The organism is Microbacterium sp. CBA3102 (assembly GCF_007954505.1).
Taxonomy (GTDB): domain Bacteria; phylum Actinomycetota; class Actinomycetes; order Actinomycetales; family Microbacteriaceae; genus Microbacterium; species Microbacterium aurugineum.
In genome coordinates, this window is record NZ_CP042412.1 from 2,720,011 (window position 1) to 2,743,235 (window position 23,225).

Annotated in this window: 26 protein-coding genes; 18 read left to right on the top strand and 8 right to left on the bottom strand. The window is 67.4% G+C overall.

The annotated features are described in order from the left end of the window. Positions 1–89 precede the first annotated feature (89 nt). Together FGL91_RS12960 and ffh are read left to right on the top strand one after the other, a co-directional pair. Positions 90–677, top strand: coding sequence for a TetR/AcrR family transcriptional regulator (locus FGL91_RS12960; RefSeq protein ID WP_131490937.1), 588 nt, complete (start codon positions 90–92; stop codon positions 675–677). Between the two features lie 70 nt (positions 678–747). Continuing rightward, positions 748–2,310 carry a signal recognition particle protein gene (gene ffh / locus FGL91_RS12965; protein ID WP_153243998.1) on the top strand — a complete coding sequence of 521 codons (1,563 nt, stop codon included), beginning with the start codon at positions 748–750 and terminating at the stop codon, positions 2,308–2,310. A 6-nt stretch (positions 2,311–2,316) separates the two neighbouring features. On the opposite strand, the gene FGL91_RS12970 is transcribed toward ffh, so the two are convergent. Further along, complete coding sequence (locus FGL91_RS12970) at positions 2,317–3,231, bottom strand: EamA family transporter (protein WP_153243999.1); 915 nt, start codon at positions 3,229–3,231, stop codon at positions 2,317–2,319. Positions 3,232–3,309: 78 nt separating this feature from the next. On the opposite strand from FGL91_RS12970, the gene FGL91_RS12975 reads away from it, so the two are divergent. Then, a complete protein-coding gene (locus tag FGL91_RS12975; RefSeq protein ID WP_153244000.1) occupies positions 3,310–4,218 on the top strand; it encodes a LysR family transcriptional regulator in 909 nt (302 codons plus the stop codon). Positions 4,219–4,287: 69 nt separating this feature from the next. On the opposite strand, the gene glpK is transcribed toward FGL91_RS12975, so the two are convergent. The 3 genes from glpK to FGL91_RS12990 form a co-directional block, all read right to left on the bottom strand. Continuing rightward, positions 4,288–5,802 carry a glycerol kinase GlpK gene (gene glpK / locus FGL91_RS12980; protein ID WP_131490940.1) on the bottom strand — a complete coding sequence of 505 codons (1,515 nt, stop codon included), beginning with the start codon at positions 5,800–5,802 and terminating at the stop codon, positions 4,288–4,290. Between the two features lie 40 nt (positions 5,803–5,842). Next, entirely contained in the window at positions 5,843–6,598 is a 756-nt protein-coding gene (locus FGL91_RS12985; protein WP_047523385.1) for an MIP/aquaporin family protein, read from the bottom strand. Positions 6,599–6,690: 92 nt separating this feature from the next. Next, positions 6,691–8,400, bottom strand: coding sequence for a glycerol-3-phosphate dehydrogenase/oxidase (locus FGL91_RS12990; protein WP_153244001.1), 1,710 nt, complete (start codon positions 8,398–8,400; stop codon positions 6,691–6,693). A 103-nt stretch (positions 8,401–8,503) separates the two neighbouring features. On the opposite strand from FGL91_RS12990, the gene FGL91_RS12995 reads away from it, so the two are divergent. Then, entirely contained in the window at positions 8,504–9,475 is a 972-nt protein-coding gene (locus FGL91_RS12995) for a sugar-binding transcriptional regulator (RefSeq protein WP_047523383.1), read from the top strand. 15 nt (positions 9,476–9,490) lie between these two features. Here the strand turns inward: FGL91_RS12995 and FGL91_RS13000 are convergent, their stop codons facing one another. Beyond that, positions 9,491–10,642: a glutamate--cysteine ligase gene (locus FGL91_RS13000; RefSeq protein WP_131490942.1), complete on the bottom strand. Its 1,152-nt coding sequence runs from the start codon at positions 10,640–10,642 to the stop codon at positions 9,491–9,493. A 208-nt stretch (positions 10,643–10,850) separates the two neighbouring features. Here FGL91_RS13000 and rpsP point away from each other — a divergent pair, with 208 nt between their 5' ends. The 4 genes from rpsP to trmD are packed head-to-tail and all read left to right on the top strand — an operon-like array spanning position 10,851 to position 12,862. Then, positions 10,851–11,285, top strand: a complete 435-nt coding sequence (gene rpsP, locus FGL91_RS13005) for a 30S ribosomal protein S16 (RefSeq protein ID WP_047523381.1) — start codon at positions 10,851–10,853, stop codon at positions 11,283–11,285. A 6-nt stretch (positions 11,286–11,291) separates the two neighbouring features. Continuing rightward, positions 11,292–11,522 (top strand): RNA-binding protein, encoded by a 231-nt coding sequence (locus tag FGL91_RS13010; RefSeq protein ID WP_017830729.1) that lies wholly within the window; start codon positions 11,292–11,294, stop codon positions 11,520–11,522. Beyond that, positions 11,506–12,123 carry a ribosome maturation factor RimM gene (gene rimM, locus FGL91_RS13015; RefSeq protein WP_153244002.1) on the top strand — a complete coding sequence of 206 codons (618 nt, stop codon included), beginning with the start codon at positions 11,506–11,508 and terminating at the stop codon, positions 12,121–12,123. The genes FGL91_RS13010 and rimM overlap by 17 nt, the downstream gene beginning before the upstream one ends. Before the next feature lie 19 nt (positions 12,124–12,142). Next, positions 12,143–12,862, top strand: a complete 720-nt coding sequence (gene trmD / locus FGL91_RS13020; protein ID WP_153244003.1) for a tRNA (guanosine(37)-N1)-methyltransferase TrmD — start codon at positions 12,143–12,145, stop codon at positions 12,860–12,862. Positions 12,863–12,874: 12 nt separating this feature from the next. On the opposite strand, the gene FGL91_RS13025 is transcribed toward trmD, so the two are convergent. Both FGL91_RS13025 and map read right to left on the bottom strand, forming a co-directional pair. After that, a complete protein-coding gene (locus FGL91_RS13025; protein ID WP_131490946.1) occupies positions 12,875–13,468 on the bottom strand; it encodes a histidine phosphatase family protein in 594 nt (197 codons plus the stop codon). A gap of 28 nt (positions 13,469–13,496) precedes the next feature. Beyond that, positions 13,497–14,279, bottom strand: coding sequence for a type I methionyl aminopeptidase (gene map, locus FGL91_RS13030; RefSeq protein WP_131490947.1), 783 nt, complete (start codon positions 14,277–14,279; stop codon positions 13,497–13,499). Positions 14,280–14,388: 109 nt separating this feature from the next. Here map and FGL91_RS13035 point away from each other — a divergent pair, with 109 nt between their 5' ends. The 9 genes from FGL91_RS13035 to FGL91_RS13075 all read left to right on the top strand — a co-directional run bounded on the left by FGL91_RS13035 (position 14,389) and on the right by FGL91_RS13075 (position 21,416). Further along, positions 14,389–14,877 carry a hypothetical protein gene (locus tag FGL91_RS13035; protein ID WP_047523376.1) on the top strand — a complete coding sequence of 163 codons (489 nt, stop codon included), beginning with the start codon at positions 14,389–14,391 and terminating at the stop codon, positions 14,875–14,877. A gap of 169 nt (positions 14,878–15,046) precedes the next feature. After that, positions 15,047–15,394, top strand: a complete 348-nt coding sequence (gene rplS, locus FGL91_RS13040; RefSeq protein ID WP_045265383.1) for a 50S ribosomal protein L19 — start codon at positions 15,047–15,049, stop codon at positions 15,392–15,394. A gap of 117 nt (positions 15,395–15,511) precedes the next feature. Next, positions 15,512–16,237, top strand: a complete 726-nt coding sequence (gene lepB, locus FGL91_RS13045; RefSeq protein ID WP_047523375.1) for a signal peptidase I — start codon at positions 15,512–15,514, stop codon at positions 16,235–16,237. Continuing rightward, a complete protein-coding gene (locus FGL91_RS13050) occupies positions 16,234–16,893 on the top strand; it encodes a ribonuclease HII (protein WP_153244004.1) in 660 nt (219 codons plus the stop codon). Before lepB ends, FGL91_RS13050 begins: the two co-directional genes overlap by 4 nt. Positions 16,894–16,942: 49 nt before the next feature. Next, positions 16,943–17,269: a DUF2469 family protein gene (locus FGL91_RS13055; RefSeq protein ID WP_047523373.1), complete on the top strand. Its 327-nt coding sequence runs from the start codon at positions 16,943–16,945 to the stop codon at positions 17,267–17,269. A 100-nt stretch (positions 17,270–17,369) separates the two neighbouring features. Next, entirely contained in the window at positions 17,370–17,732 is a 363-nt protein-coding gene (locus FGL91_RS13060) for a YraN family protein (RefSeq protein WP_131490949.1), read from the top strand. Further along, positions 17,729–19,258: a YifB family Mg chelatase-like AAA ATPase gene (locus FGL91_RS13065; RefSeq protein ID WP_153244005.1), complete on the top strand. Its 1,530-nt coding sequence runs from the start codon at positions 17,729–17,731 to the stop codon at positions 19,256–19,258. The genes FGL91_RS13060 and FGL91_RS13065 overlap by 4 nt, the downstream gene beginning before the upstream one ends. Continuing rightward, the gene (gene dprA, locus FGL91_RS13070; RefSeq protein WP_153244006.1) at positions 19,255–20,448 is read left to right on the top strand and encodes a DNA-processing protein DprA; all 1,194 of its coding nucleotides are present in this window, start codon (positions 19,255–19,257) and stop codon (positions 20,446–20,448) included. Before FGL91_RS13065 ends, dprA begins: the two co-directional genes overlap by 4 nt. A gap of 65 nt (positions 20,449–20,513) precedes the next feature. Then, positions 20,514–21,416, top strand: coding sequence for a tyrosine recombinase XerC (locus FGL91_RS13075; protein ID WP_153244007.1), 903 nt, complete (start codon positions 20,514–20,516; stop codon positions 21,414–21,416). Positions 21,417–21,448: 32 nt separating this feature from the next. Here FGL91_RS13075 and FGL91_RS13080 read toward each other — a convergent pair whose 3' ends face one another. Further along, on the bottom strand, positions 21,449–21,970 hold the full coding sequence (locus FGL91_RS13080) for a murein hydrolase activator EnvC family protein (protein WP_134353659.1): 522 nt from the start codon (positions 21,968–21,970) through the stop codon (positions 21,449–21,451). Between the two features lie 304 nt (positions 21,971–22,274). On the opposite strand from FGL91_RS13080, the gene rpsB reads away from it, so the two are divergent. Then, positions 22,275–23,225: a 30S ribosomal protein S2 gene (gene rpsB, locus FGL91_RS13085; protein ID WP_047523368.1), complete on the top strand. Its 951-nt coding sequence runs from the start codon at positions 22,275–22,277 to the stop codon at positions 23,223–23,225.

A 23,225-nucleotide genomic window follows, 5' to 3' on the forward strand; every position in this document is an offset into this window, starting at 1 on the left:
TCCCATCATCGATTAGTTGGATTGGGTCTAACAATACTCCCGACGAGGCGCATCGGATGCATGCCGGTCGCGCGCGGTAGCGTGAGAGCATGAGCTCCACCGGCCGTGCAGGGCGCCCCAAGGCGTCGTCCCGCGAGACTCTCGCGGAGGCCGCATGCGAGCTCTTCCTCGAACGCGGGTACGACGGCACATCGGTGGCCGACATCACTCAGCGCGCAGGCGTGAGCCGATCGAGCTTCTTCAATTACTTCACTTCGAAGAGCGACGTCCTGTGGTCGGGCGTCGACGAGCGGATCGAGGACGCACTCGAGTCCCTCGAAGAGCTCGGGACGCGCGCGACGGGGGGAGCCGTCCGTGGCATCCTTCTGCTCGTCGTCCGAGACTTCGCGCCCGATGCATTGGCTCTCGCGCTCCGTAACGCGGCCGCCATGGGGCTCGAGGACGAACTCGTTCGCGACACCGGTCTGCGTCTGGCGAAGCTCTCTGCAGGGGTGTCGCGCGCGGCTCGCGGTTCCGGGGTCGATGCGGTGCGTGCCGACATCCTCGGCGCCGCGCACGCCGCGGCCGTCTTCTCGTCGCTGCGGGTCTGGGCCGAGCAGGGGGCCGGCCGGGGTACCCCGGAAGCCCTGCTCGCCGATGCGCTGGGGTTGATCCACGACCTTCCCTGGTCGGACTGACCCCGCGTCGCGACCGAGCTCCGCGCTGCGCTGAGCGTGGAGGCTCCGCTCGCGTAGAATCGACAGCACCATGGCTACCTTTGGCACGCTCTCCGATCGGCTCACCGAGACCTTCCGCAACCTTCGCACGAAGGGAAAGCTCACCGCGGCCGACGTCGACGGCACCGTACGGGAGATCCGTCGCGCGCTGCTCGACGCCGACGTCGCGCTCGTCGTCGTCAAGGACTTCACCGCCAGAGTGCGTGAGCGCGCGCTCGGTGACGAAGTCAACAAGGCGCTGAACCCCGCGCAGCAGGTCGTGCAGATCGTCAACGAGGAGCTCGTCCAGATCCTCGGTGGCGAGCAGCGTCGGCTGCAGTTCGCGAAGACCGCTCCGACCGTGATCATGCTCGCGGGTCTGCAGGGTTCGGGTAAGACGACGTTCGCGGGCAAGCTCGCGAAGCAGCTCGAGGGCGAAGGGCACACGCCCCTCCTGGTCGCCGCCGACCTTCAGCGCCCGAACGCCGTCAACCAGCTCCAGGTCGTGGCGGAGCAGGCCGGCGCCACCATCTACGCGCCGGAGCCCGGCAACGGCGTCGGGGATCCGGTGAAGGTCTCGCGCGACGGTGTCGACTACGCGCGACGGCAGCAGCACGACGTCGTGATCATCGACACGGCCGGCCGTCTCGGCGTCGACGCCGAGCTCATGAAGCAGGCCGCCGACATCCGCAAGGCGGTCACCCCCGACGAGGTCCTGTTCGTCATCGACGCGATGATCGGTCAGGATGCCGTCAACACGGCCAAGGCGTTCCAGGAGGGTGTCGACTTCACCGGCGTCGTGCTGTCGAAGCTCGACGGCGACGCGCGTGGTGGCGCGGCTCTCTCCGTGGCCTCCGTGACCGGCCGTCCGATCATCTTCGCGTCGACGGGCGAGCGCCTCGAAGACCTCGAGCCGTTCCACCCCGACCGTATGGCGAGCCGGATCCTCGACCTCGGCGACATCCTGACCCTCATCGAGCAGGCCCAGCAGGCCTTCGACGAGGAAGAGGCCATGAAGATGGCCGAGAAGCTTGCGACCGAGGCCTTCACCCTCGAGGACTTCCTCGACCAGCTTCAGCAGATGAAGAAAATGGGTTCGATGAAGAAGATGCTCGGGATGCTTCCGGGCATGGGGCAGATGAAGCAGCAGCTCGAGGACTTCGACGAGCGTGAGATCGATCGCACCGAAGCCATCATCCGTTCGATGACGCCGGGGGAGCGGCGAAACCCGAAGGTGCTCAACGGCTCGCGCCGTCTGCGCATCGCACGTGGTGCCGGCATGACGGTCACCGACGTGAACCAGCTCGTGCAGCGCTTCGAGCAGGCCGCGAAGATGATGAAGACGGTGGCCCGAGGGGGCACGCCCAACATCCCCGGTATGGGTGCGGTGCCCGGTATGGGACGTCCCGGTGCTTCCTCGAAGCGGGGGAAGGGCAAGAAGGGCAAGTCTTCCGGCGGTTCTCGTTCGGGCAACCCGGCCAAGCGCGCTGCGGAGAACGCGGGCATCACCTCCTCGGCCGCACCCACGGGGTCGGGCTTCGGGCTGGGTAATGTCCCCCAGGCTCCCAGTGAGGCCGATCTCGCGGAGATCCAGAAGCTCTTCGGCAAGGGCTGAGCCTGGTCAGCGCGGTGCGGTGAGCACGGGCGCGACCGCCGAGGCGGCGGGATGTCCCGGTCCTGCTGCCGGACGCGCAACGATCTGGCTCAGCACCAACGCGCCGAGCGTCAGCACGAACCCGATGGCCTGGAGTGGCGTGAACCACTCGCCCGCGACGAGCGCACCGAGCAGGGTCGCGACGATCGGGGAGAGCAGCGCGAGGAGCCCCGGCACGATCACCGGCAGTTGCTGGACCCCGCGGAACCAGAGCGAGTAGGCGACGATCCCGCCCACCGTGCCGAGCCACAGATACCCGAGCGTGGCTTCACCGTCGATCCGCGACGGCACCCCTTCGACGAGCAGAGTGACCGGCAGCAGCAGAAGCCCTCCGGCGCCGAGCTGCCAGCCGGCGTAGGCCACCGGCCCGACCCCGCTCGGCCTGCCCCAGCGCTTGGTGAGGATCATCCCCATTCCGGTCGCGGTGACACCGCCCAGCGCGGCGAGGACTCCCCAGAGATCGAGATCCGCCGCAGGGCCGAGGACGACCAGGGCGACACCGCCTGCTCCGACGACGGCGGCAGCCGCGGTGAGCGGTCGGATGCGCTCCTGCAGCACGAGCGAACCGAGAGCCAGCACGATGACCGGTTGAGCACCGGCAACCGCTGCCGCCACCCCGCCGGGGAGGCGTTCGGCAGCGAGGAACAGGAGAGGGAAGAACGCGCCGATGTTGAGTGCGCCGAGTGCCATCGACTTCCACCACCACGAACCGTGCGGAAGCCGTCGGCTCAGGACGACGGCGAGAAGCCCGGCGGGGAGGGAGCGCAGGAGCGCGGCGAACAGAGGGTGCCCGGGCGGGAGGAGTTCTGTCGTCACGAGATAGGTGGTCCCCCAGGAGATCGGTGCGAGGGCGGTGAGGAATACGAGCATCACGCGGTTCATACCTCCAGCGTGCGCGCCGTGCTCCGATGAATCCAACGCATGGTTGTCACCGCTTGCATGAGGGCTGATCATGGATACATGGAACTCCAACAGCTCCGGTACGTCGTAGAGGTTGCTGCCACCTCGAGCTTCACCAGGGCCGCTGAGCGCTGCTTCGTGACTCAGTCGGCCCTCAGCCACCAGATCGCTGCACTCGAGCGGGAACTCGGCCGGCGACTGTTCATCAGGTCGAGTCGGAGCGTTCGATTGAGCGAGGCCGGCGAGGCGTTCGTCGGGCATGCACGTGCCGCGGTCCGGGCGGCGGAACAGGCACGGGAGGATGCCGCCGCTGTCGACGGCGCGGTGGTGGGGACTCTCCGCGTCGGTGTCATCCCGACCGTGACCGCCATCGATCTCCCCGCCGTCCTCGTGGGGTTCCGCAGACAACATCCGCAAGCGCGAGTCGAACTGCAGGTGGGAAACAGCGACACGCTCGTCGCCCGGCTTCGTCGCGGTGATCTCGATGTGGCGCTTCTGGGCCTGCGCGACGGCGTGGACCCGGTCGGCGTGGCAGCACGTGTCCTGTCGCGTGACCGACTCGTGGCGGCGGTCCCTCGCGGGCACGCTCTTGCGGGCGCGGAAGCGATTCGGATCGAGGACCTGGCCGATCAGACCTTCGCGGACTTCCCGGCTGCGACCTCCGGCCGGGCGCAGAGCGACGCCGCGTTCACGTCCGCGGGAGTGACGAGGGATGTCGCGTTCGAAGCCGACTCGGCCACTCTCATCCTCGGGCTCGTCGAGGCGGGGCTGGCGGTCACGCTTCTCGCACGGGAGACGGTGGCGCGATCGGGCGCCGATGTCGTGACCATCGACGTGCTCGACGGTCCCCGGCGCGTCGAGTACGTGGCCTGGGACCAGGCTGCGCCCCGGACGGTGGCCAGGGCCTTCCTCACGGTGCTGGCTGCGGTTCCGGGGGAGCACGGGGCCGCAGCCTCGTCCTCCTCGTGAGGATGCAGGAAGACGCGAGAAGCGGGTCCGGAGGTGAACTCCGGACCCGCTTCGCTTCACTCGACGCTGTTACTTGACGTCTTCGTCGACCCAGTCCATGGACTTCGTGACGGCCTTGCGCCACAACCGGAGCTGGCGGTCGCGCTCGGCTTCATCCATCGACGGCTCCCAGCGCTTGTCCTCCTGCCAGTTCGCGGAGAGGTCATCCAGACCGTTCCAGAAGCCGACGGCGAGACCGGCGGCGTAGGCGGCACCGAGCGCCGTGGTCTCGGCGACGACCGGGCGCACGACGGGGACACCGAGGACGTCCGCCTGGAACTGCATGAGCGCGTCGTTGGCGACCATGCCGCCGTCGACCTTGAGCTCCGTCAGATCCACACCGGCATCGGCGTTGACCGCATCCAGCACGTCGCGGGTCTGGAAGGCCACGGCCTCCAGCGCGGCGCGCGCGATGTGGTTCTTGTTGGCATACCGGGTGAGGCCGACGATCGCGCCCCGGGCGTCCGGACGCCAGTAGGGGGCGAACAGTCCCGAGAACGCGGGGACGATGTACACGCCGCCGTTGTCCTCGACCTGCTCGGCCAGCTTCTCGACCTCGGGGGCCGAGGAGATGATGCCGAGCTGGTCGCGCAGCCACTGGATGAGCGAACCGGTGACGGCGATCGAACCTTCGAGTGCGTAGTGGGTCGGTCCGTCGCCGAGCTTGTAGCCGACGGTGGTGAGCAGCCCGTTCTTCGAGTGGACGACTTCTTCGCCCGTGTTGAAGATCAGGAAGCAGCCCGTGCCGTAGGTGTTCTTGCTCTCGCCGGTCTGGAAGGCGGCCTGCCCGAACGTCGCGGCCTGCTGGTCGCCGAGGATGCCGGCGATCGGCGTCTCCCGCAGGAGCGAGGAGCTCTCCGCGGTGCCGTACACCTCGGACGAGGAACGGATCTCCGGCATCATCGAGCGCGGCACGCCGAACGCTTCGAGGATGTCATCGCGCCACTCGAGGGTTTCGAGGTCCATGAACATCGTGCGGGACGCGTTGGTGACGTCGGTCGCGTGCACGCCTCCGTCGGCGCCACCCGTGAGGTTCCAGAGAACCCAGCAGTCGGTGGTGCCGAAGAGCAGGTCGCCTGCTTCCGCCTTCTCGCGGGCCCCCTCGACGTTCTCCAGGATCCACGCGATCTTGGTCCCCGAGAAATACGTCGCGAGGGGCAGACCGACGACCGGCTTGAACCGCTCGACACCGCCGTCGGCCGCCAGGCGGTCGACGATCTCCTGCGTGCGGGTGTCCTGCCAGACGATCGCGTTGTAGATCGGCTTGCCGGTGTTCTTGTCCCACACGACGGCGGTCTCGCGCTGGTTGGTGATACCGACGGCCGCGATGTCGTGGCGCGTCAGGTCGGCGCGGCCCAGGGCCAAGCCGATGACCTCTTGCACGTTGCGCCAGATCTCCGCCGCGTCGTGTTCGACCCAGCCGGCCTTCGGAAGGATCTGTTCGTGCTCCTTCTGTCCGGTCGCGACGATGCTGCCCTTCTTGTCGAAGATGATCGCGCGGCTCGACGTGGTTCCCTGGTCGATGGCGATGATGTAGTCAGCCACTTGTGCTCTCCTTTGAATTCCAGTGCGGATGGGGTGTCGATCAGCCGGCGAGGCCGAGCAGCACGGGCGCGGCGAGTGCGGCGATCACACCACCGATGAGCGGACCGACGACGGGAACCCACGAGTAGGACCAGTCGCTGGCGCCCTTGCCCTTGATCGGCAGGATCGCGTGAGCGATACGCGGGCCGAGGTCACGGGCGGGGTTGATGGCGTAGCCGGTCGGACCACCGAGCGATGCGCCGATACCGACCACGAGCAGTGCGACCGGGAGCGCGGTGAGCGGTCCGAGGCCTCCGGGCGTGCCGACCTGGATGTCGCCGTAGTCCGCGAACGCGAAGATGACGAACACGAGGACGAACGTTCCGATGATCTCCGTGACGAGGTTCCACCCGTAGGAGCGGATCGCGGGACCGGTCGAGAAGACGCCGAGCTTGTTGGCGGCCTCCGGCTCCTCGTCGAAGTGCTGCTTGTATGCGAGCCACACGACGATCGCACCGAGGATCGCGCCGAGGAGCTCAGCGGCCGTCGCGGTGAGGAACATCACGAACGAGATCTTGCCGGCGACGAAGAGTCCGATGCCGACAGCCGGGTTGATGATCGCACCGGAGTACGCGGAGACGAGCACACCGGCGAAGACCGCGAGGCCCCATCCCCAGTTGACCATCAGGAAGCCGCCGCCGAAGCCCTTGTTCTTCGCAAGGGCCACGTTGGCCACGACACCACATCCGAGGAGGACGAGCATCGCTGTGCCGACCAACTCCGAGAGGAAGTAGAGACCGAGATTCACATCAGCCATGTCTTCTTTGACCTTTCTTGTGTGTCGAGGCCCCTCTGCCCCGACACGTTATGGGGGTTGCGCCGCGAGGAGGGCGGCTGTCCGAAGTCCAGTCAGCCGCGGGTGCGGGACTGGATATCGAGTCCGTGCCGCTCGTTGAGCAGCTGACGTGTCTGGTCGAGCTCGGCGTCGTGACGCGAGCGATCCCAGCCGAGCATCGGTGCGAGCGCATCGGCGATCTCATCGAGGACCTCGGCGTCCGCGTTTCCGGTGAAGGCGATGCTGGTGCGCCGCAGCACGACGTCTTCGAGGCGACTCACCATCTCGTTGTGCACCATCCATTCGAGTTCGCGGGTCGAGAGGTCGCCCTTCGCGAGCGGCTCGTCGGTACCCTGCTCGACATACTCCCAGACCTGGGCGGCGCGGGTGCCGTAGCGTGCGATCAGGCGGTCGGCACGTGCGCCGGCGCCGGCGAGGTTCTCCTGAACCCAGAGGCGCTTCGCCTTCTCCGTACGCGGGAACTCGCGGCCGCCGCCGATTGCGCGCCCGGCCGTCGAGACCGTCCTGGTACGACCGAGCAGGCCGAGCACGACATCGGAGAGCGACTCGCCGAGCGCGCGGAACGTCGTCCACTTGCCGCCGACGAGGCTCACGAGCGGTACCGCGCCCTTCTGGTCGACTTCGATGCGGTAGTCGCGGGAGACGAAGCCCGGTGCCGTGTCCTCATGACGCGGCAGCGGGCGGATACCCGAGAACTTGTAGACGATCTGGTCACGCGCCACCGGGATCGTCGGGAAGACGTGGTGGATCAGGTCGAAGAAGTAGTCGACCTCCTCCTCGGTGCACACCGGCACTTCGCGCGGGTCGGCGTCGATGTCGGTCGTGCCGACCAGGACCCGCCCCTTGAGCGGGTAGATCAGGACGATACGGCCGTCGGAGTGCTCGAAGAAGATCTCACGGCCCTGCGTGGCCTCGAGCAGCTCGGGGTGGTCGAGCACGATGTGCGACCCCTTGGTGCCGCCCATGTACTTCGTGTCCTCGCCGAGCGCATCGTTCGTCAAGTCCGTCCAGGGGCCCGAGGCGTTCACCACGACATCGGCTTGCACGGAGAACTCGGTTCCGCTCTCGCGGTCGCGGAGGATCACCTTGTCGCCGTCGCGGGCGATCGCTTCGACGTAGTTGAGCGCATGCGCGCCCGGGTGAGCTGCGCGTCCGTCCTGGAGCACGTCGAGAGCGAGACGCTCCGGGTCATGCATGGAGGCGTCGTAGTACGTCGCCGTGTACTTGATCCGCGGGTCGAGCGAAGGCAGTTCGGCCAACGACTTCTTCCGACCGAGGAAGCGGTGCCGCGGGACCATTCCGCCGTCGCGCGAGAACGTGTCATAGATCGTGAGGCCGACCTTGATGAGGAAGGCGCCGCGCTCCTGCGGCTTGCCGCTCTTGTGCGTGAGGAACCGCAGGGGAGCGGAGAGGATGCCGGAGAAGGTGGAGTAGATCGGGATCGTCGTCTGCAGCGGCTTGACGTAGTGCGGGGCGATCTTGAGCAGGCCGTTGCGCTCTTCGACGGACTCGCGCACGAGGCGGAACTCACCGTTTTCGAGGTACCGGATCCCACCGTGGATCATGTGGCTCGATGCGGAGGACGCGCCGGAGGCGAAGTCGCCGCGCTCGACGAGGACGACGTCCACTCCCTGCAGTGCCAGATCACGGAACGTGGAGATTCCGTTGATCCCGCCACCGATGACGAGGACGCTCGTACGTCCGGACTCACGGACGGTGCTGACCTCTGCGCGCTCCGCAGACGAGTGTGTGGAATCGATCATCGTCGACCCTCTCTTCCTTACTTGCCAACCAGCATCGACCTGTGTGGCATCTCGCGCAAGCCCACTGCACATATGTGCAAGGATCGGGGGTGAGGAGGTCACGATGGTCGGTCAGGCCGCGGAAACGCGCGACAGCAAGCTGATCGCGGCGCTCACCGCCGCGCAGCTCTACTACATGCAGGACAAGACGATGGAAGTCATCGCGCAGGAACTCGGCACCTCCCGATCCTCCGTGTCTCGCCTGTTGAGCTTCGCCAGGGAAAGCGGCCTGGTCGACATCCGCATCAATTCGCCGTTGGAACGTCTCGGGATGCTCGAGCAGCGCATCCGTGACCGGCACCGTGTGGCTGCGCACGTGGTGCCGATGCCGGAGATCCTCAGCGAAGTCGAACGTCTCGAGCGTGTGGCGCTCACGGCGGGTCGTCTGCTATCGCAGTTCGTCGATTCGAACATGGTCATCGGAGTCGCGTGGGGCTCGACGATCAGTGCGGTGAGCCGTGGACTGACACAGAAGGAGACGCACAACACCACGTTCGTGCAGCTCAACGGTGCCGGGAACACCCAGACGACCGGCGTCGAATACTCCAGCGACATCCTGCAGCGGTTCGGCAGTGCCTTCGGCGCGCAGGTGCAGCAGTTCCCCGTCCCCGCTTTCTTCGATGACCCGGCGACCCGGGAGGCGATGTGGAGGGAGCGGAGCACGCGGCGTGTGCTCGACCTTCAGGCCAAGATGGACGTCGCCGTCTTCAGCCTGGGCTCTCCTGCGGCGGAGGTGCCGAGCCGGGTCTACGTCGGCGGCTACCTCGGGCGTGACGACTACCGCAGCCTGCGCGAGGACCACGCGATCGGCGATGTCGCGACGGTCTTCTTCCGATCAGATGGTTCCTGGCGGGACATCCGCGTCAACGCGAGGGCGACCGGCCCCGGGCTCGATCGTCTGCGCCGTGTCCCTCGCCGGGTCTGCGTTGTCTCCGGTATCCCGAAGTTGGTGAGTCTCCGGGCTGCTCTGGCGGCCGGACTCATCACCGACGTGGTCCTCGACGAAGGTCTCGCACGCCGTCTCGTGGAGGACTGAACAGCGCCGGGAGTGTCAGTCCTCGTCGGTCGACGACTCCGGACCGGAACGGAACTCGCGGATCAGGTGCTGCACCACGGCGGTGAGATCGCCGCCCGCGGCATCGGCGACGGCGAGCTGCCGCGCGTAGCTGGCGCCGCCCTCCAGGATCGTCCCCACGCCGCCGAACTCGCGTCCGCACCCCAACTCCACCGCGACGGGGGCGAGCGACTCGAGCGTCTCGGTCAGGTGCTCCCGTACGGGGCGCTGGGTGCCTGCGGCGTCGACGATGACGCGGGCGTCGAGTCCGTATCGTGCCGCCCGCCACTTGTTCTCGCGGTGGAACCAGGCGGGAAGTTCAGGGAGAGCCCTGCCCTCGTCGAGTTGCCGCGAGAAGTGCTCGACGAGCACCTGCACGAGTGCGGCGACGGACGCCAGCTCCGGGAGGGTGGACAGGCCGTCGCAGGCGCGTACCTCGATCGTGCCCCAGCGTGGGGCGGGGCGGATGTCCCAGCGCACCTCGGTGGCATCTTCCATCACGCCGGTCCGGACCATGTCCTCGAGGTACGACTCGTACTGCGACCAGTCGTGCAGCGGCCACGGGAGTCCTGCTGTGGGCAGCTGCTGGAAGACCAGAGCACGGTTCGACGCGTAGCCCGTGCGTTCGCCGGCCCAGAACGGGCTCGACGCCGCCAGGGCCTGCAGGTGGGGGAGGTAGCCGGCGAGTGCGTTGATGAGGGGGAAGACCTTGCGGTGGTCTTCGACTCCGATGTGCACGTGGATGCCCCAGATCATCATGTTGCGTCCCCACCACTGAGTGCGCTCGATCAGGGTGTGATACCGCGACTTGTCCGACACCTGCTGATCGAACCACTGGGCGAACGGGTGGCTTCCGGCGGACAGCAGCTCGATCCCGGCGGGGTCCGTCGCCGAACGCACGGAGGTGATCGCGTTGGCGATGTCGTCGACGGCGTGCGCCACGGAGTCGCCGATTCCACTCGTCACCTCGATCGTGTTGGTGAGAAGCTCACCCGTGACCGTGTGGCGCTCGTCCGCGCTCTCCGTCTCCAGCGCGGCGAGCAGTTCCGGGGCGCGCCCGACCAGGTCACCGCTGGTGGGGTCCGCCAGCATGATCTCCCATTCGAGGCCGACGGTGGAGCGGGCCGAAGAGGCGAACTCGAGTTTCACCCGCACAGTCTGGCACGGGCGCGACGCGACACGGCAACAGCAGTTTCATCGCGTTTCGCGCCAGGCGCGTGCATCTGGCAGAATAGAGGGCTGGACCACCTGCTCGACCCTCTATCCAGCAGGTACCACTCATTTTGAGCTTCCGCCGGGTGTGCACCCCACTCTCCAGGCGATCAGTTCGTTTCCTTCCACACAATTCAGGAGAATCGTGGCTGTCAAGATTCGTCTCAAGCGCCTGGGCAAGATCCGTGCGCCGTACTACCGCATCGTCGTCGCCGACTCGAAGACCAAGCGCGATGGTCGCGTGATCGAGGAGATCGGCAAGTACCACCCCACCGAGGAGCCCTCGTTCATCGAGGTCGACTCCGAGCGTGCGCAGTACTGGCTCTCCGTCGGCGCGCAGCCGACCGAGCAGGTCGCCGCCATCCTCAAGATCACGGGCGACTGGGGCAAGTTCAAGGGCGACAAGGACGCGAAGTCCACGCTCAAGGTCGCCGAGCCGAAGGCTCCCTTCGAGGTCGACGCGTCCAAGAAGTCCGTCGTCAAGCCCAAGGCCGAGAAGAAGGCGGAGGCTCCCGCTGAGGAGGCTCCCGCCGCCGCCGACGCGGAGGCCGCTGAGGCTCCCGCCGCAGACGCGGAGTAATCCGTCGTGCTCGCCGCCGCGCTCGAACACATCGTCAAGGGGATCGTCGATCACCCGGAGGATGTCCGTATCAACGAATCCACATCGCCGCGAGGCGATCTCCTCGAGGTGCGCGTGCACCCCGACGACCGTGGACGCGTGATCGGGCGCGGCGGCCGCACTGCGAAGGCCCTTCGCACGCTGGTCAGCGCTCTTGCTGACGGGCGTCGGGTCCGCGTCGATGTCGCGGACGACTGACGTGGTGTCGAAGGACCGCAATCAGGGCAAGAACCAGCTGCGCGTCGGACGTCTCGTCAAGGCGCACGGCCTGAAGGGTGGGCTCAAGCTCGAGCTCTACACCGACAACCCCGAGGGGCGATTCGTCCCCGGTGCCGGTTTCACGTTGCAGGTGCCTGAGGCGTCTCCGTGGCACGGCAAGGACATCACCGTACGTGAGTATCGAGTGATGAACGGCAACCCGGTCGTCTTCTTCGAAGACGTCGACGACCGTGACGCGGCCGAGAACCTCGTCAAGGCGATCCTCTGGATCGACCAGAACGTCGACGAGGTCGAGGACGACGCGTGGTTCGACCATCAGCTCGTGGGGCTCGATGTCGTCCGTGATGACGCCGTCATCGGTCGGGTCGTCCGTGTCGAGCACTTTCCCGCCCAGGATCTCCTCATCGTCAAGGCCGGTGAGAGCGAGGTCATGGTGCCTTTCGTCTCGGCGATCGTGCCGACCGTCGACGTTGCCGCAGGGCGTGTCGTCGTGACTCCTCCTGCGGGGCTCTTCGAGGAGCTTCCCGACGCCGCCGACACCGATCCGCAGGCGGACTCGGGCGCCGAAGCGGCCGAGTGACCGCTGATACGGTTCACCCGTGCGCATCGATGTCGTCTCCATCTTCCCGTCGTATTTCGACGGACTGACGCTCTCCCTGCTCGGCAAGGCTCAGGCGTCCGGCCTCATCGACCTCCGTGTTCGGGATCTGCGGGACTGGACTTCGGATCGGCACCGTACCGTCGATGACACGCCGTACGGCGGCGGCGCCGGCATGGTGATGAAGCCCGAACCGTGGGGGCTCGCACTCGATGAGCTGACCGCTGCGTCGGCATCGCACGTCGATGAGCGCCCCACCATCATCTTCCCGTCTCCTGCCGGCGAGGTGTTCACACAGAAGACGGCCAGACAGCTCTCGACGCGTCAGCATCTCGTGTTCGGGTGCGGGCGCTATGAAGGCATCGACGAGCGCGTCTTCGAGTACGCCGCGGACCTCGGCGAGGTGCGCCTGATCAGCCTCGGCGATTACGTGCTGAACGGGGGAGAGGTCGCCGTGATGGCGATGATCGAGGCGGTCGGACGACTCATCCCCGGAGTGGTCGGCAATCCGGAGAGTCTCGTCGAGGAGTCGCACGAGGACGGCCTGCTGGAGTACCCGTCGTACACGAAGCCGGCGTCATGGCGTGAACGATCGGTGCCCGATGTCCTGCTGAGCGGTAATCATGCCGCCATCGCGACCTGGCGTCGCGAGCAGCAGTGGGAGCGCACGCGCCGGCGTCGACCCGACCTCCTGCCACGCGACGAGACCTCGGCATCCTGACGGCGATCCCGGTCAGAGGATGCCTTCCGAGGATCGGGTGATCTCGAAGACGACGCCGTGAGGATGTCGCAGTGCCAGCGCGTTCGTCGGGTCGAGTCCTCGCAACTCCGCGCGCAGCATCCGTCCGATCATCTCGTGGCTCACCAGCAGCGGCGCGCCGGTGGCAGCCCACCCGCATGAGCTGAGCGCCTTTCGGGCGCGCACGCGCGCCTGAGCGTAGCTCTCCCCACCGGGGAACGCCCATCCGTAGCGGTTCGCAGCCCGCTCCTCCCGGAGCGTGGGATAGAGCTCGTCGATCTCGTCCCAGGTCATCCCCGCGAGTTCGCCGTGGTCGATCTCCGCGAGTTCGGGGACCTCGATCATCTCGGCGCCGATCCGCTCCGCGATGATGGCCGCGGTCTGCGTGGCTCGTCCCAACGGGCTCGTGCACACTGTCAGGACTCCGGCGTCCCGGAGGCGCTCGGCGACGGCGTGCGCCTGCGCCACCCCTTCATCCGTCAACGGCGAATCCCGTTGTCCCTGCAGCCGGTGCTCGAGATTCCAGGTCGTCCGCCCGTGCCGAGCGAGGAAGAGACGCTCGGGGACGTGACGATCCTGCGGAATCATGGACTCAGGATGGCACACGGGCTCCCGGTCAGTCGACGCCGAGGAAAGACCTGTCCGTCAGCACGATCGGTCCGTCCTCGGTCACCGCGATGGTGTGCTCGGAGTGCGCACCTCGGGACCCGTCCGCGCTGCGCAGGGTCCATCCGTCCGGGTCGGTCACCAACTCGTCGGTCGTCGCGAGGAACCAGGGTTCCAAGGCGAGGACGAGTCCTGCGCGCAGGGGGAAGCCGCGCCCTGCGCGACCATCGTTCGGCACATGCGGATCCCCGTGCATGGTGCGACCGACGCCGTGTCCACCGAAGTCGGTGTTGATCGAGTACCCCTCGCCGTGTGCGACGGCCGCCACGGCCGCCGAGATGTCGCCGATGCGATTGCCGACGGTGGCGGTCTCGATGGCTGCTGCCAGTGCGCGCTCCGTCGTGTCGATGAGGCGCAGATCCTCGTCGCGCGCGGCGCCCACGACGAAGGAGACGGCGGAGTCGGCGACCCAGCCGTCGACGGCCACCGCGAAGTCGAGCGTCACGAGGTCGCCGTCGCGCAGGGCGTAGTCGTGGGGGAGTCCGTGCAGCACGGCGTCGTTGACCGAGGTGCAGATGACCTTGCCGAACGGGCTCGCGCCGAAGGACGGGTGGTAGTCGATGTAGCAGGACTCCGCGCCTGCCTTGCGGATCATGTCGTGCGCGCGACGGTCGATCGAGAGGAGATTCGTCCCGACCTTGGTCTCATCGCGCAACGTCGCCAGCGTCTCGGCGACGAAGCGTCCTGCGGCGCGCATCTCGTCGATCTCGGCAGGGGTGCGCAGTTCGATCATCGGTTGTCCTCTCGTCATCTCCATTCTCCCTGATCCGACGCCCCGGGATCTCCGACCGCTCTCAGCGAACATCGGGTCACGGGCACGTGTCCCGTCGTACGATCTGAGCATGTGGTTGCGACGGGCGTTCTTCCGCTGGCTTCTTCCGGCGGCGTTCCTGCTGCCACTGTGGCTTCTGATCGGGTGGGGAGTCTTCCAGGGCGGCTGGGCGATCCTCTGGGTGTTGCTCATCGCGATGCCGTCCGTGTTCCTCGGACAGCTCCTGTTGACGCTCCTCACGCGCTCGCGTCCCTCCGTTCGCATCGAGCGCGCGGTCTCCTGGTGGGATGTGGCCGGCTTCACGCTCTGGCACGGTCTGACGATCGCGGTCGGTTTCTTCATCGACGGGGTGTTCCCGTGGGTGCTCACCGGCGCGATCGTCGTCGGCATCGCGCTCGTCTGGCTCCAGGTGTGGCAGTTGTGGCAGGAGGCCAGGGGGAGTGGCTCTCGGCTGCGCGAGACCATCACCTGGTCGACGATCCCGACCGCCGACGAGCAGGCCCCTCCGACCAGAGCGCACGAGGTCATCGTGGTGCGGGAGACCGACGGCCGCGACTGACGTCGCGGTTTTGGCCGAGCACGCCTTCCATGGCAGAATGAATGTTTGTGCTGTGACCGGCTCTGCCACAGGGGAGCCCGCGGACGCATCAGCTCCGTACAGTTCATCCCTTTTCTTGTTCCTTTGAATACATGCATGCGACTTGTGGCGGGTGCAGAGAGAGACGATCATGCAGATCCTCGACGCCGTCGACGCGGCTTCCCTCCGTTCGGACATTCCGGACTTCTTCCCCGGTGACACCGTCAAGGTGCACGTCAACATCACCGAGGGCAACCGCTCCCGTATCCAGGTCTTCCAGGGCGTCGTCATCGGCCGCCAGGGCGACAGCGTGCGCGAGACCTTCACGGTTCGCAAGATCAGCTTCCAGGTCGGCGTCGAGCGTACCTTCCCGGTGCACTCCCCGGTGATCGACCACATCGAGGTCGTCACCCGCGGTGACGTGCGTCGCGCGAAGCTCTACTACCTCCGCCAGCTGCGTGGCAAGAAGGCGAAGATCAAGGAGAAGCGCGACCGCTGAGTCGCAGCATCTCCACAGCACCCCGGGACACGATGTCCCGGGGTGCTTCGTTCTCTCCCCGGTGTGCGAACCTAGATAGCGTCGCCGCACGACGGTGCATGATCGTGAAGGAACCTGATGACTGAATCCTCGTCCGCGCGCACGGCCAGACGTCGCCGCGGGTTCCTGGTCTTCCTCCGCGACGTCCTGGTGATCATCGTCATCGCCGCACTGGTGTCGTTCGTGGTCAAGACGTTCGTCGTGCGTTCTTTCTACATCCCCTCGGCGTCGATGGAGCGGACGCTCCTCGTGAAGGACCGGATCCTCGTCGATGAGCTCACCCCGCGGTGGGCGGCGTACGAACGCGGTGACGTCGTCGTGTTCAAGGACCCGGGCGGGTGGCTCGATCCCCAGCCGCAGACGCCTGCTCAGCCCCCTCTCGTCCAGGCGGTCGACTGGGTGCTGAACTTCGTCGGCATCTCCGCGACCGACTCGCAGGACCATCTCGTGAAGCGGTTGATCGGCCTTCCGGGAGATCACGTCGTCTGCTGCAACGCACTGGGTCAGATCACGATCAACGGTGCTCCGATCGACGAATTGAGCTACCTCAACCTGCCCGACGGCGACACCGCCGCCTCCAATGAGCCGTTCGATGTCGTGGTGCCGGAGGATTCGGTCTGGCTGCTCGGCGACAATCGTGATCGTTCCCGCGACGCCCGTGCGCATCAGGACCTTCCCAGCGGAGGCTTCGTGCCCATGGAGAACATCGTGGGCAAGGCATTCCTGACCACGTGGCCGTTGAACCGGATCGGACCCATCGACGGGCATCACGACATCTTCACCGGGGTTCCGGATCCCGAATGACCGTCATCACCCCGAAACTGACTCTCGAGCGCCGGCTCCTGAGGGAGTGCGAGCTGATCATCTCGCTCGATGAGGTCGGTCGGGGCGCACTCGCGGGGCCGGTCGCCGTCGGCGCCGCCATGATGGATGCCGCAGGTGCTCGTCGGCGTGTCCCCGAGGGGCTTCGCGATTCGAAGCTCGTGACCGAGAGAAGGCGTCCGGAGGTTGCGGAGCGAGCGGCCGCGTGGGTGCAGGCATCAGCGGTCGGATGGGCGACCGCGCAGGAAGTCGATGACATCGGCATCATGTCCGCCCTCGGTCTCGCCGCCTCGCGGGCGGTGCAGTCGATCGCCGATCAGGGGGCGACCGTCGAAGACGCGCTCATCCTGCTCGACGGCAACCATGACTACGTCTCGAGGATCCATCCCGTACCGCTGCATGTCCGGCCGGTGATCAAGGCCGACCGTGACTGCGCGTCGGTGTCCGCCGCGTCCGTGATCGCGAAGGTCGCCCGCGACGGGTACATGGCCGAGCTTCATGAGACTCATTCCGCGTACCAGTGGAACCGGAACAAGGGGTATGCGAGCCCCGAGCACCGCGAGGCCATCCGCAGCCACGGACTGTCCCCGTTCCATCGGGCCTCGTGGGCGATTGCGGACGTACCCACGCTGTTCTGAGCGGTGCGATGCCGCGCCCAGCGGCCTGCGACTCTAGGATGGACTCATCATGGATGAGGAAGCCTTCGACGACTACGACCGCGAACTCGAGCTGGCCTTGTTCCGGGAGTACCGGGACGTGGTCTCGCAGTTCCAGTACGTCGTCGAGACCGAGCGCCGCTTCTATCTGGCGAACGAGGTCAACGTCGTGCGTCGCGACAGCGAGCACGACTTCTACTTCGAGATTTCAATGACGGACGTGTGGGTGTGGGACATCTATCGTGCCGACCGGTTCGTGAAGGCCGTGCGAGTCCTCACCTTCAAGGACGTGAACGTCGAGGAACTGCAGCGTCGGGAGTTCGAGCTCCCGCAGGAGCTGTCGCTCGACGGTGAGTAACTCTCTCCACACTCCACCCCACGGGTGAGTTCTCCCCAGGATCCGCGCCGACGACGTCGAATCGAGCCGTGCGACGTGAGCGCCGCGTGATGCTGAGTCCATGGCAGCGAAGGATGAACTCGGCAGAGCCGGAGAAGAGCGCGCCGCGCAGCACCTGACGGGGAACGGCTACACCGTTCTCGCGAGGAACTGGCGGTGTGCGCAGGGAGAGATCGACATCGTCGCCACGCTCGGAGAGCACGTGGCGATCGTGGAGGTGAAGACGCGGCGAACGGTCGCGTTCGGGCACCCGTTCGAAGCGATCGATGTGCGGAAGCGCCGTCGACTGTGGCAACTCGCGCACGCCTGGGCCCGCGAGAATCCCGAGGCGGCACGGGGGAGGGCCGTGCGACTCGAAGTCATCGGGATCGTGGGAGCCGACCCGGCACGCGGGACGCTCGAGCATCTCGTGGACATCGGATGAGCACCGCGCGTACCTGGGCGGTGGCGCTCACCGGTGTCGACGGGCATCTCGTCGAAGTCGAGGCCGACCTGTCGAATCAGACGCCCGAATTCCGCATCATCGGGTTGCCGGACAAGTCCCTCGGCGAGGCCGTGCAGCGGGTCCACAACGCTTGCAAGAACGCGGGTCTCGATCTCCCTCGACGCCGGCTCACCGTGAACCTCTCCCCGGCGAGTCTTCCCAAGCACGGCGCAGGTTTCGACCTCGGCATCGCCATGGCGGCGCTGGCGGCAGGAGGGGCGATCGGGTCGCGGTCGATCGCGGCAACGGTTCACATCGGCGAACTCGGACTCGACGGGCGGATCCGCCCCGTCCCGGGCGTCCTTCCCGCGGTCTTCGCCGCCGCACGCGCGGGGTTCGACACCGTGATCGTCCCGCGCGGCAACGAGTCGGAGGCGAGGCTCGTGCCGGGGGTCGAGGTGCGCGCTGCGGGCTCACTCGCAGAGGTCGCGGTCTGGCACGGCGCCGACGTCGAGGTGCCGGACGTCGACGTCGTCGAATCGGCGTCGGTGCCGGTGGCCGATCACCCGAGACTCGATCTGTGCGACGTCGTCGGTCAGGGTGAGGCGGTGGAGGCGCTCCTGGTGGCGGCGGCCGGCGGACACCACATGCTGCTGAGTGGTCCTCCGGGAGCAGGCAAGACGATGCTCGCTCGGAGGTTGCCCGGGATCATGCCGCTGCTCGACGAACAGGAAGCACTCGAGGTTGCGTCCATCCGATCGCTCAGCGGCGAAGCCGTCGCCGCACTCGATCGCGTGCCGCCGCTGGAGGCGCCGCACCACAGCGCATCGGTCGCTGCTCTGGTCGGCGGCGGGTCGCGGACGGCACGACCCGGGGCGATCGCGAGAGCGCACGGCGGGGTGCTCTTCCTCGATGAGGCGGCGGAGTTCTCGCGGGTGGCGCTCGACGCCCTGCGCCAGCCGCTGGAGTCAGGCGCGATCGAGGTCCACCGCGCGGGCTTCACGGCGCGGTTCCCGGCGAAGTTCCAGCTCCTGCTCGCGATGAACCCGTGTCCGTGCGGCAACTACGGCGTGAGAGGGGCCGAGTGCATCTGTCCGCCGATGTCGATTCGTCGGTACTCCACGCGATTGTCCGGTCCACTACGTGACCGCGTCGACATCGATCTCCAGGTCAGTCGTGTCGCGGCATCCCGGGCGATGGGTGAGGCCGGCGGGGAGACGACGACGGCGCAGGCGCGGGTCCGGGTGCAAGCCGCCAGGGAGCGGGCCGCACATCGGTGGCGGAGCAGTCCGTGGAGACGCAATGCGGATGTACCGGGGACCTGGCTGCGTCAGGGCACTCAGCGCCTTCCGGCGGCCACGCGATCTCCGCTCGACCGGGCGCTGGAGCGCGGTCTGCTCACCCTGAGGGGATACGACCGAGTGCTGAGAGTGGCGTGGACGATGGCGGACCTGGCCGAGATCGAACAACCCGGTGTCGAGGAGATCGGGCGTGCGTTGCACCTGCGGAGAGGATTGCCGAGATGATGCGGCTACTGCTGGGGGACACCGAACTGATGGCTGCCGCCCGCCGCATCCACGGGGGTGAAGCGGTGGCGGATTGCGTGGCGCGAGCGGCCTGGACGGTGATCGCCGAACCGGGAGATGCGGTCGCCGGCGCACTGATCGGCGCCCTCGGAGCGGTGGAAGCCCTCTCCGTGGCAGCGGGAGGTCGAAGCAGGTCGCCGTTCACCGATGACACCGGCGAGGTAGGCTTCCGCGCCCTTCGGGAAGCCCAAGCGCGATGGCGTCCTCGGCTGCAGCAGGAGGCCGTGCGATCGGCCTTTCTCGGAGCACTCGAGATCGGCGCGCGGTTGGTGATCCCCGGTGATCCGCAGTGGCCGGATGCCCTCGACGATCTCGGACCCCACGCGCCGAGCGCGCTCTGGGTGCGCGGGCGCGTGGAACTGCTCACAGCGTCCCCGCGTGTGTCCATGGTCGGCGCCCGCGCCTCGAGCGGTTACGGGGAGCAGGTGGCCGCTGAGCTGGCCGGTGATCTCGCCTCGACAGGGGCCGTGGTGGTGTCCGGCGGTGCCTACGGCATCGATGGGGCGGTGCATCGGGCGGCGCTCGGCGTCGGTGGGGCGACCATCGCGTTCCTCGCCGGGGGAGTGGACCGCGCGTATCCGGTCGGTCATCAGCGATTGCTGCAGCAGATCTCTGAGCACGGGGCCGTGGTGAGCGAGCCGCCATGCGGCACCGCCCCGACGAAGTGGCGCTTCCTCGCACGGAACCGCCTCATCGCCGCACTCGGACAGGCGACGGTCGTCGTCGAGGCCGGGTGGCGCAGCGGCTCTCTGAACACCGCGGGTCACGCCGCGACACTCGGTCGTCCGCTCGGTGCCGTACCGGGGCCGGTGACCTCGGCGTCGTCCGCGGGGTGCCATCGTCTGTTGCGCGAGTACGACGCGCAGTGCGTCACTTCGGCAGCGGAGGTGCGGGAGCTGTGGGGGCAACTCGATGGCGTGCCGACAGCCGGTGCACTCGAGGATCCGAACAGGACGCGCGTGCTCGATGCGCTGACCACGCGGTCGGTGCTCTCCGTCGATGAGATCGCCCGGCGCTCCGGCCTGTCTGCCGAGCGGGTGAGGTCTCTTCTCGGGCTGTTGCACCTGGAGGGCGATGTCGATGCCGACGGAACGGGCTGGCGTCGGGCACCACGCCCGCGAGGCGGGTGACGGTCAGGCCGACACCGCGGCGAGGCTCCGGATCACGGTCCCCCGACCGGGGCAGAGTGGGAGGTATGGAACTCACGGCCGCCGCCGAGGCGTTCGTCGATCACCTGGAACGGGTGCGTCGGCTGTCGCCGGCGACCGTGAAGGCCTACCGCTCCGACCTTCGGGACCTCGCCGCGTCCACGGGCAGTGTCCAGCTCGAAGACGTCGACCTCGACGCGCTCCGGGACTGGCTCTGGTACGCGACGCAGCGCGGCGATGCGCGCTCGACCCTCGCGCGGCGTTCTGCGGCAGCACGGTCGTTCTTCCGGTGGGCGCACGAACAGGAGCTCGTCTCTCAGGATCCGAGCCTTCGTCTGGTCACCCCGAAGAGGGGGCGCACTCTCCCGACCGTTGCGTCGCGGGAGGCGATGACCGCGTTGCTCGATGAGTATCGTGACGATGCCGCCGCAGGGGACCCGGTCGACTTGCGAGATCACGCGATCCTCGAGCTCCTCTACGGGTCGGGTATGCGGGTCTCCGAGCTGTGCGGGCTCGACATCGACGACCTCGATCTCGACCGAGCGACGGCGCGGGTGCTCGGCAAAGGGGCGAAGGAACGAGTCGTCCCCTTCGGCGCTCCCGCGCGGGACGCGTTGGACGCCTACCTCCGACGCGGGCGACCCGTCCTGGTCGCCAGAGCACGCACCTTCAGTCCCGCGGTGATGCTGGGGAGTCGGGGCGCTCGGGTCGGACCGCGGACGGTGTACGAGCTCGTCGCACGCGTGCTGGCGCCGATCGTCGGTGCCGAGACCATAGGACCCCACGCGCTCCGTCACACGGCCGCGACGCACCTCCTCGATGGCGGTGCGGATCTGCGCGCCGTGCAAGAGATCCTCGGTCACGCGAGCCTCGGCACCACGCAGATCTACACGCACGTCTCTGCGGAGCGTCTGACGGCCACCTATCGGCTCGCCCACCCGCGTGCGTGATCGTCGCTCACGGAGGTGATCGTCTCCGCGCGTCAGAGCGGCGCGCAGCAGGGGAGCAGGATCGACCGCGGGATATCACCGAAGAGCAGGAGCGGGTTGATGTAGGCGCCATCCCGTCTCACACCGATGTGGAGGGCCCCCGACGGCGTGTGCCCGCCGACATCGACCGCGCCGATCTCCTGGCCGGCCGACACCGCATCCCCAGGATCGAGCGTCGAGCGCAGGGGTTCGAACGTCGTCACGAGACCGTCGGCATGCGTGATCGTCAACAGCGGGCGATCGACGACGGTTCCGCGGAACGCGATGACCCCGTCTGCCGGAGCGACCGCGATCGCCCCGACGGACGAGACCAGGTCGACGCCTCGATGCCCTGCGCCGTATTCGTGCGCAGGAGCGCGAAAGGGCTCGACCACGGCCCGCGTGCCCAGGAGGGGCCATCGCCATCGAGGGAGGTCCGCGGCTTCCGCAGTGCCGAACGAGCCCAGCGTTGCGAGCAGGACGAGAAGGAGGAGTCCGATCACGGAGCCGGACCTGGTGCGAGAGTGAAGGCTCATGCGGGGATCCTGTCGCGTGATTCCGGTCCGTGATCGGCGTTCCTGCGGTGAGGATGGCGACGGTGATCAACTCAGCGGGGACCGCCTCGGTGCAGAGGCAGTGAGGCCGCGGCATCCTGTATGCTGGAGGAGCACCTCGATATCGGGGTGACTACGCGTGCCCAGAGCGATCTCATCGCGGCATCGACACCCACAGGTCCTTCTTCCGAGGGGGAGGGTGCGTGCCGGGCACCAGGAAGTCCGGTCATCCGATCGGCTTGACAACCTCAACGGTACAGAAATGTGCCAGAACCAGGAGACGACCATGGCTGTGGTCACCATCCGCCAGCTGCTCGACAGCGGCGTGCACTTCGGACACCAGACCCGTCGGTGGAACCCGAAGGTCAAGCGCTTCATCCTCACGGAGCGCAGCGGCATCCACATCATCGATCTTCAGCAGTCGCTCGGCTACATCGACAAGGCCTACGACTTCGTCAAGGAGACGGTCGCCCACGGTGGCACCATCCTCTTCGTCGGCACGAAGAAGCAGGCGCAGGAGATCCTCGCCGAGCAGGCGACCCGCGTGGGCCAGCCCTTCGTCAACCAGCGCTGGCTCGGTGGACTCCTCACGAACTTCTCCACGATCTCGAAGCGTCTCGCACGCATGAAGGAGCTCGAGGAGCTCGACTACGAGACGCCGGCGAACAGCGGCTTCACCAAGAAGGAGCTCCTGCTCAAGAAGCGCGAGCTCGACAAGCTGCACAAGTCGCTCGGTGGTATCCGCAACCTCACCAAGACGCCTTCGGCTCTGTGGGTCATCGACGCCAAGCGCGAGCACCTCGCGATCGACGAGGCCAAGAAGCTCGGCATCCCGGTGATCGGCATCCTCGACACCAACGCGGACCCGGACGACTTCCAGTACCCGATCCCCGGCAACGACGACGCGATCCGTTCCGTCTCGCTGCTGACCCGCATCATCGCCGACGCCGCGGCCGAGGGCCTGCAGCAGAAGCACAACCCGGAGACGGGTGACGCTGAGCCGCTCGCCGACTGGGAGAAGGAGCTCCTCGAAGCTCCCGCCCAGGAGGTTCAGGAGTCCGCTGACGCCGCTGAGGTCGTGACCGCTGCCGACGAGGCCGCTGTCGTCGAGACCCCCGCTGCCGACGAGACCGCAGCCGACGAGGCCGGTGCCGAGGCTCACGACGAGGCGATCGCCGCTGCTTCCGGTGAGGAGACCGCTGAGGTCGCCGCCGCCGAGGCCGCAGACGCCAAGTAA

Coding starts and splice junctions, on each gene's coding strand:
- FGL91_RS12975 (WP_153244000.1), top strand. CDS start 3,310: ATGGAACTCCAACAGCTCCGGTACGTCGTAGAGGTTGCTGCCACCTCG.
- FGL91_RS13075 (WP_153244007.1), top strand. CDS start 20,514: ATGGAACTCACGGCCGCCGCCGAGGCGTTCGTCGATCACCTGGAACGG.
- FGL91_RS13065 (WP_153244005.1), top strand. CDS start 17,729: ATGAGCACCGCGCGTACCTGGGCGGTGGCGCTCACCGGTGTCGACGGG.
- lepB (WP_047523375.1), top strand. CDS start 15,512: ATGACTGAATCCTCGTCCGCGCGCACGGCCAGACGTCGCCGCGGGTTC.
- FGL91_RS12995 (WP_047523383.1), top strand. CDS start 8,504: ATGGTCGGTCAGGCCGCGGAAACGCGCGACAGCAAGCTGATCGCGGCG.
- rimM (WP_153244002.1), top strand. CDS start 11,506: ATGTCGCGGACGACTGACGTGGTGTCGAAGGACCGCAATCAGGGCAAG.
- FGL91_RS12990 (WP_153244001.1), bottom strand. CDS start 8,400: ATGATCGATTCCACACACTCGTCTGCGGAGCGCGCAGAGGTCAGCACC.
- FGL91_RS12970 (WP_153243999.1), bottom strand. CDS start 3,231: ATGAACCGCGTGATGCTCGTATTCCTCACCGCCCTCGCACCGATCTCC.
- FGL91_RS13060 (WP_131490949.1), top strand. CDS start 17,370: ATGGCAGCGAAGGATGAACTCGGCAGAGCCGGAGAAGAGCGCGCCGCG.
- rpsB (WP_047523368.1), top strand. CDS start 22,275: ATGGCTGTGGTCACCATCCGCCAGCTGCTCGACAGCGGCGTGCACTTC.
- dprA (WP_153244006.1), top strand. CDS start 19,255: ATGATGCGGCTACTGCTGGGGGACACCGAACTGATGGCTGCCGCCCGC.
- map (WP_131490947.1), bottom strand. CDS start 14,279: ATGATCGAACTGCGCACCCCTGCCGAGATCGACGAGATGCGCGCCGCA.
- FGL91_RS12960 (WP_131490937.1), top strand. CDS start 90: ATGAGCTCCACCGGCCGTGCAGGGCGCCCCAAGGCGTCGTCCCGCGAG.
- FGL91_RS12985 (WP_047523385.1), bottom strand. CDS start 6,598: ATGGCTGATGTGAATCTCGGTCTCTACTTCCTCTCGGAGTTGGTCGGC.
- ffh (WP_153243998.1), top strand. CDS start 748: ATGGCTACCTTTGGCACGCTCTCCGATCGGCTCACCGAGACCTTCCGC.
- FGL91_RS13035 (WP_047523376.1), top strand. CDS start 14,389: ATGTGGTTGCGACGGGCGTTCTTCCGCTGGCTTCTTCCGGCGGCGTTC.
- FGL91_RS13080 (WP_134353659.1), bottom strand. CDS start 21,970: ATGAGCCTTCACTCTCGCACCAGGTCCGGCTCCGTGATCGGACTCCTC.
- FGL91_RS13025 (WP_131490946.1), bottom strand. CDS start 13,468: ATGATTCCGCAGGATCGTCACGTCCCCGAGCGTCTCTTCCTCGCTCGG.
- rplS (WP_045265383.1), top strand. CDS start 15,047: ATGCAGATCCTCGACGCCGTCGACGCGGCTTCCCTCCGTTCGGACATT.
- FGL91_RS13050 (WP_153244004.1), top strand. CDS start 16,234: ATGACCGTCATCACCCCGAAACTGACTCTCGAGCGCCGGCTCCTGAGG.
- FGL91_RS13055 (WP_047523373.1), top strand. CDS start 16,943: ATGGATGAGGAAGCCTTCGACGACTACGACCGCGAACTCGAGCTGGCC.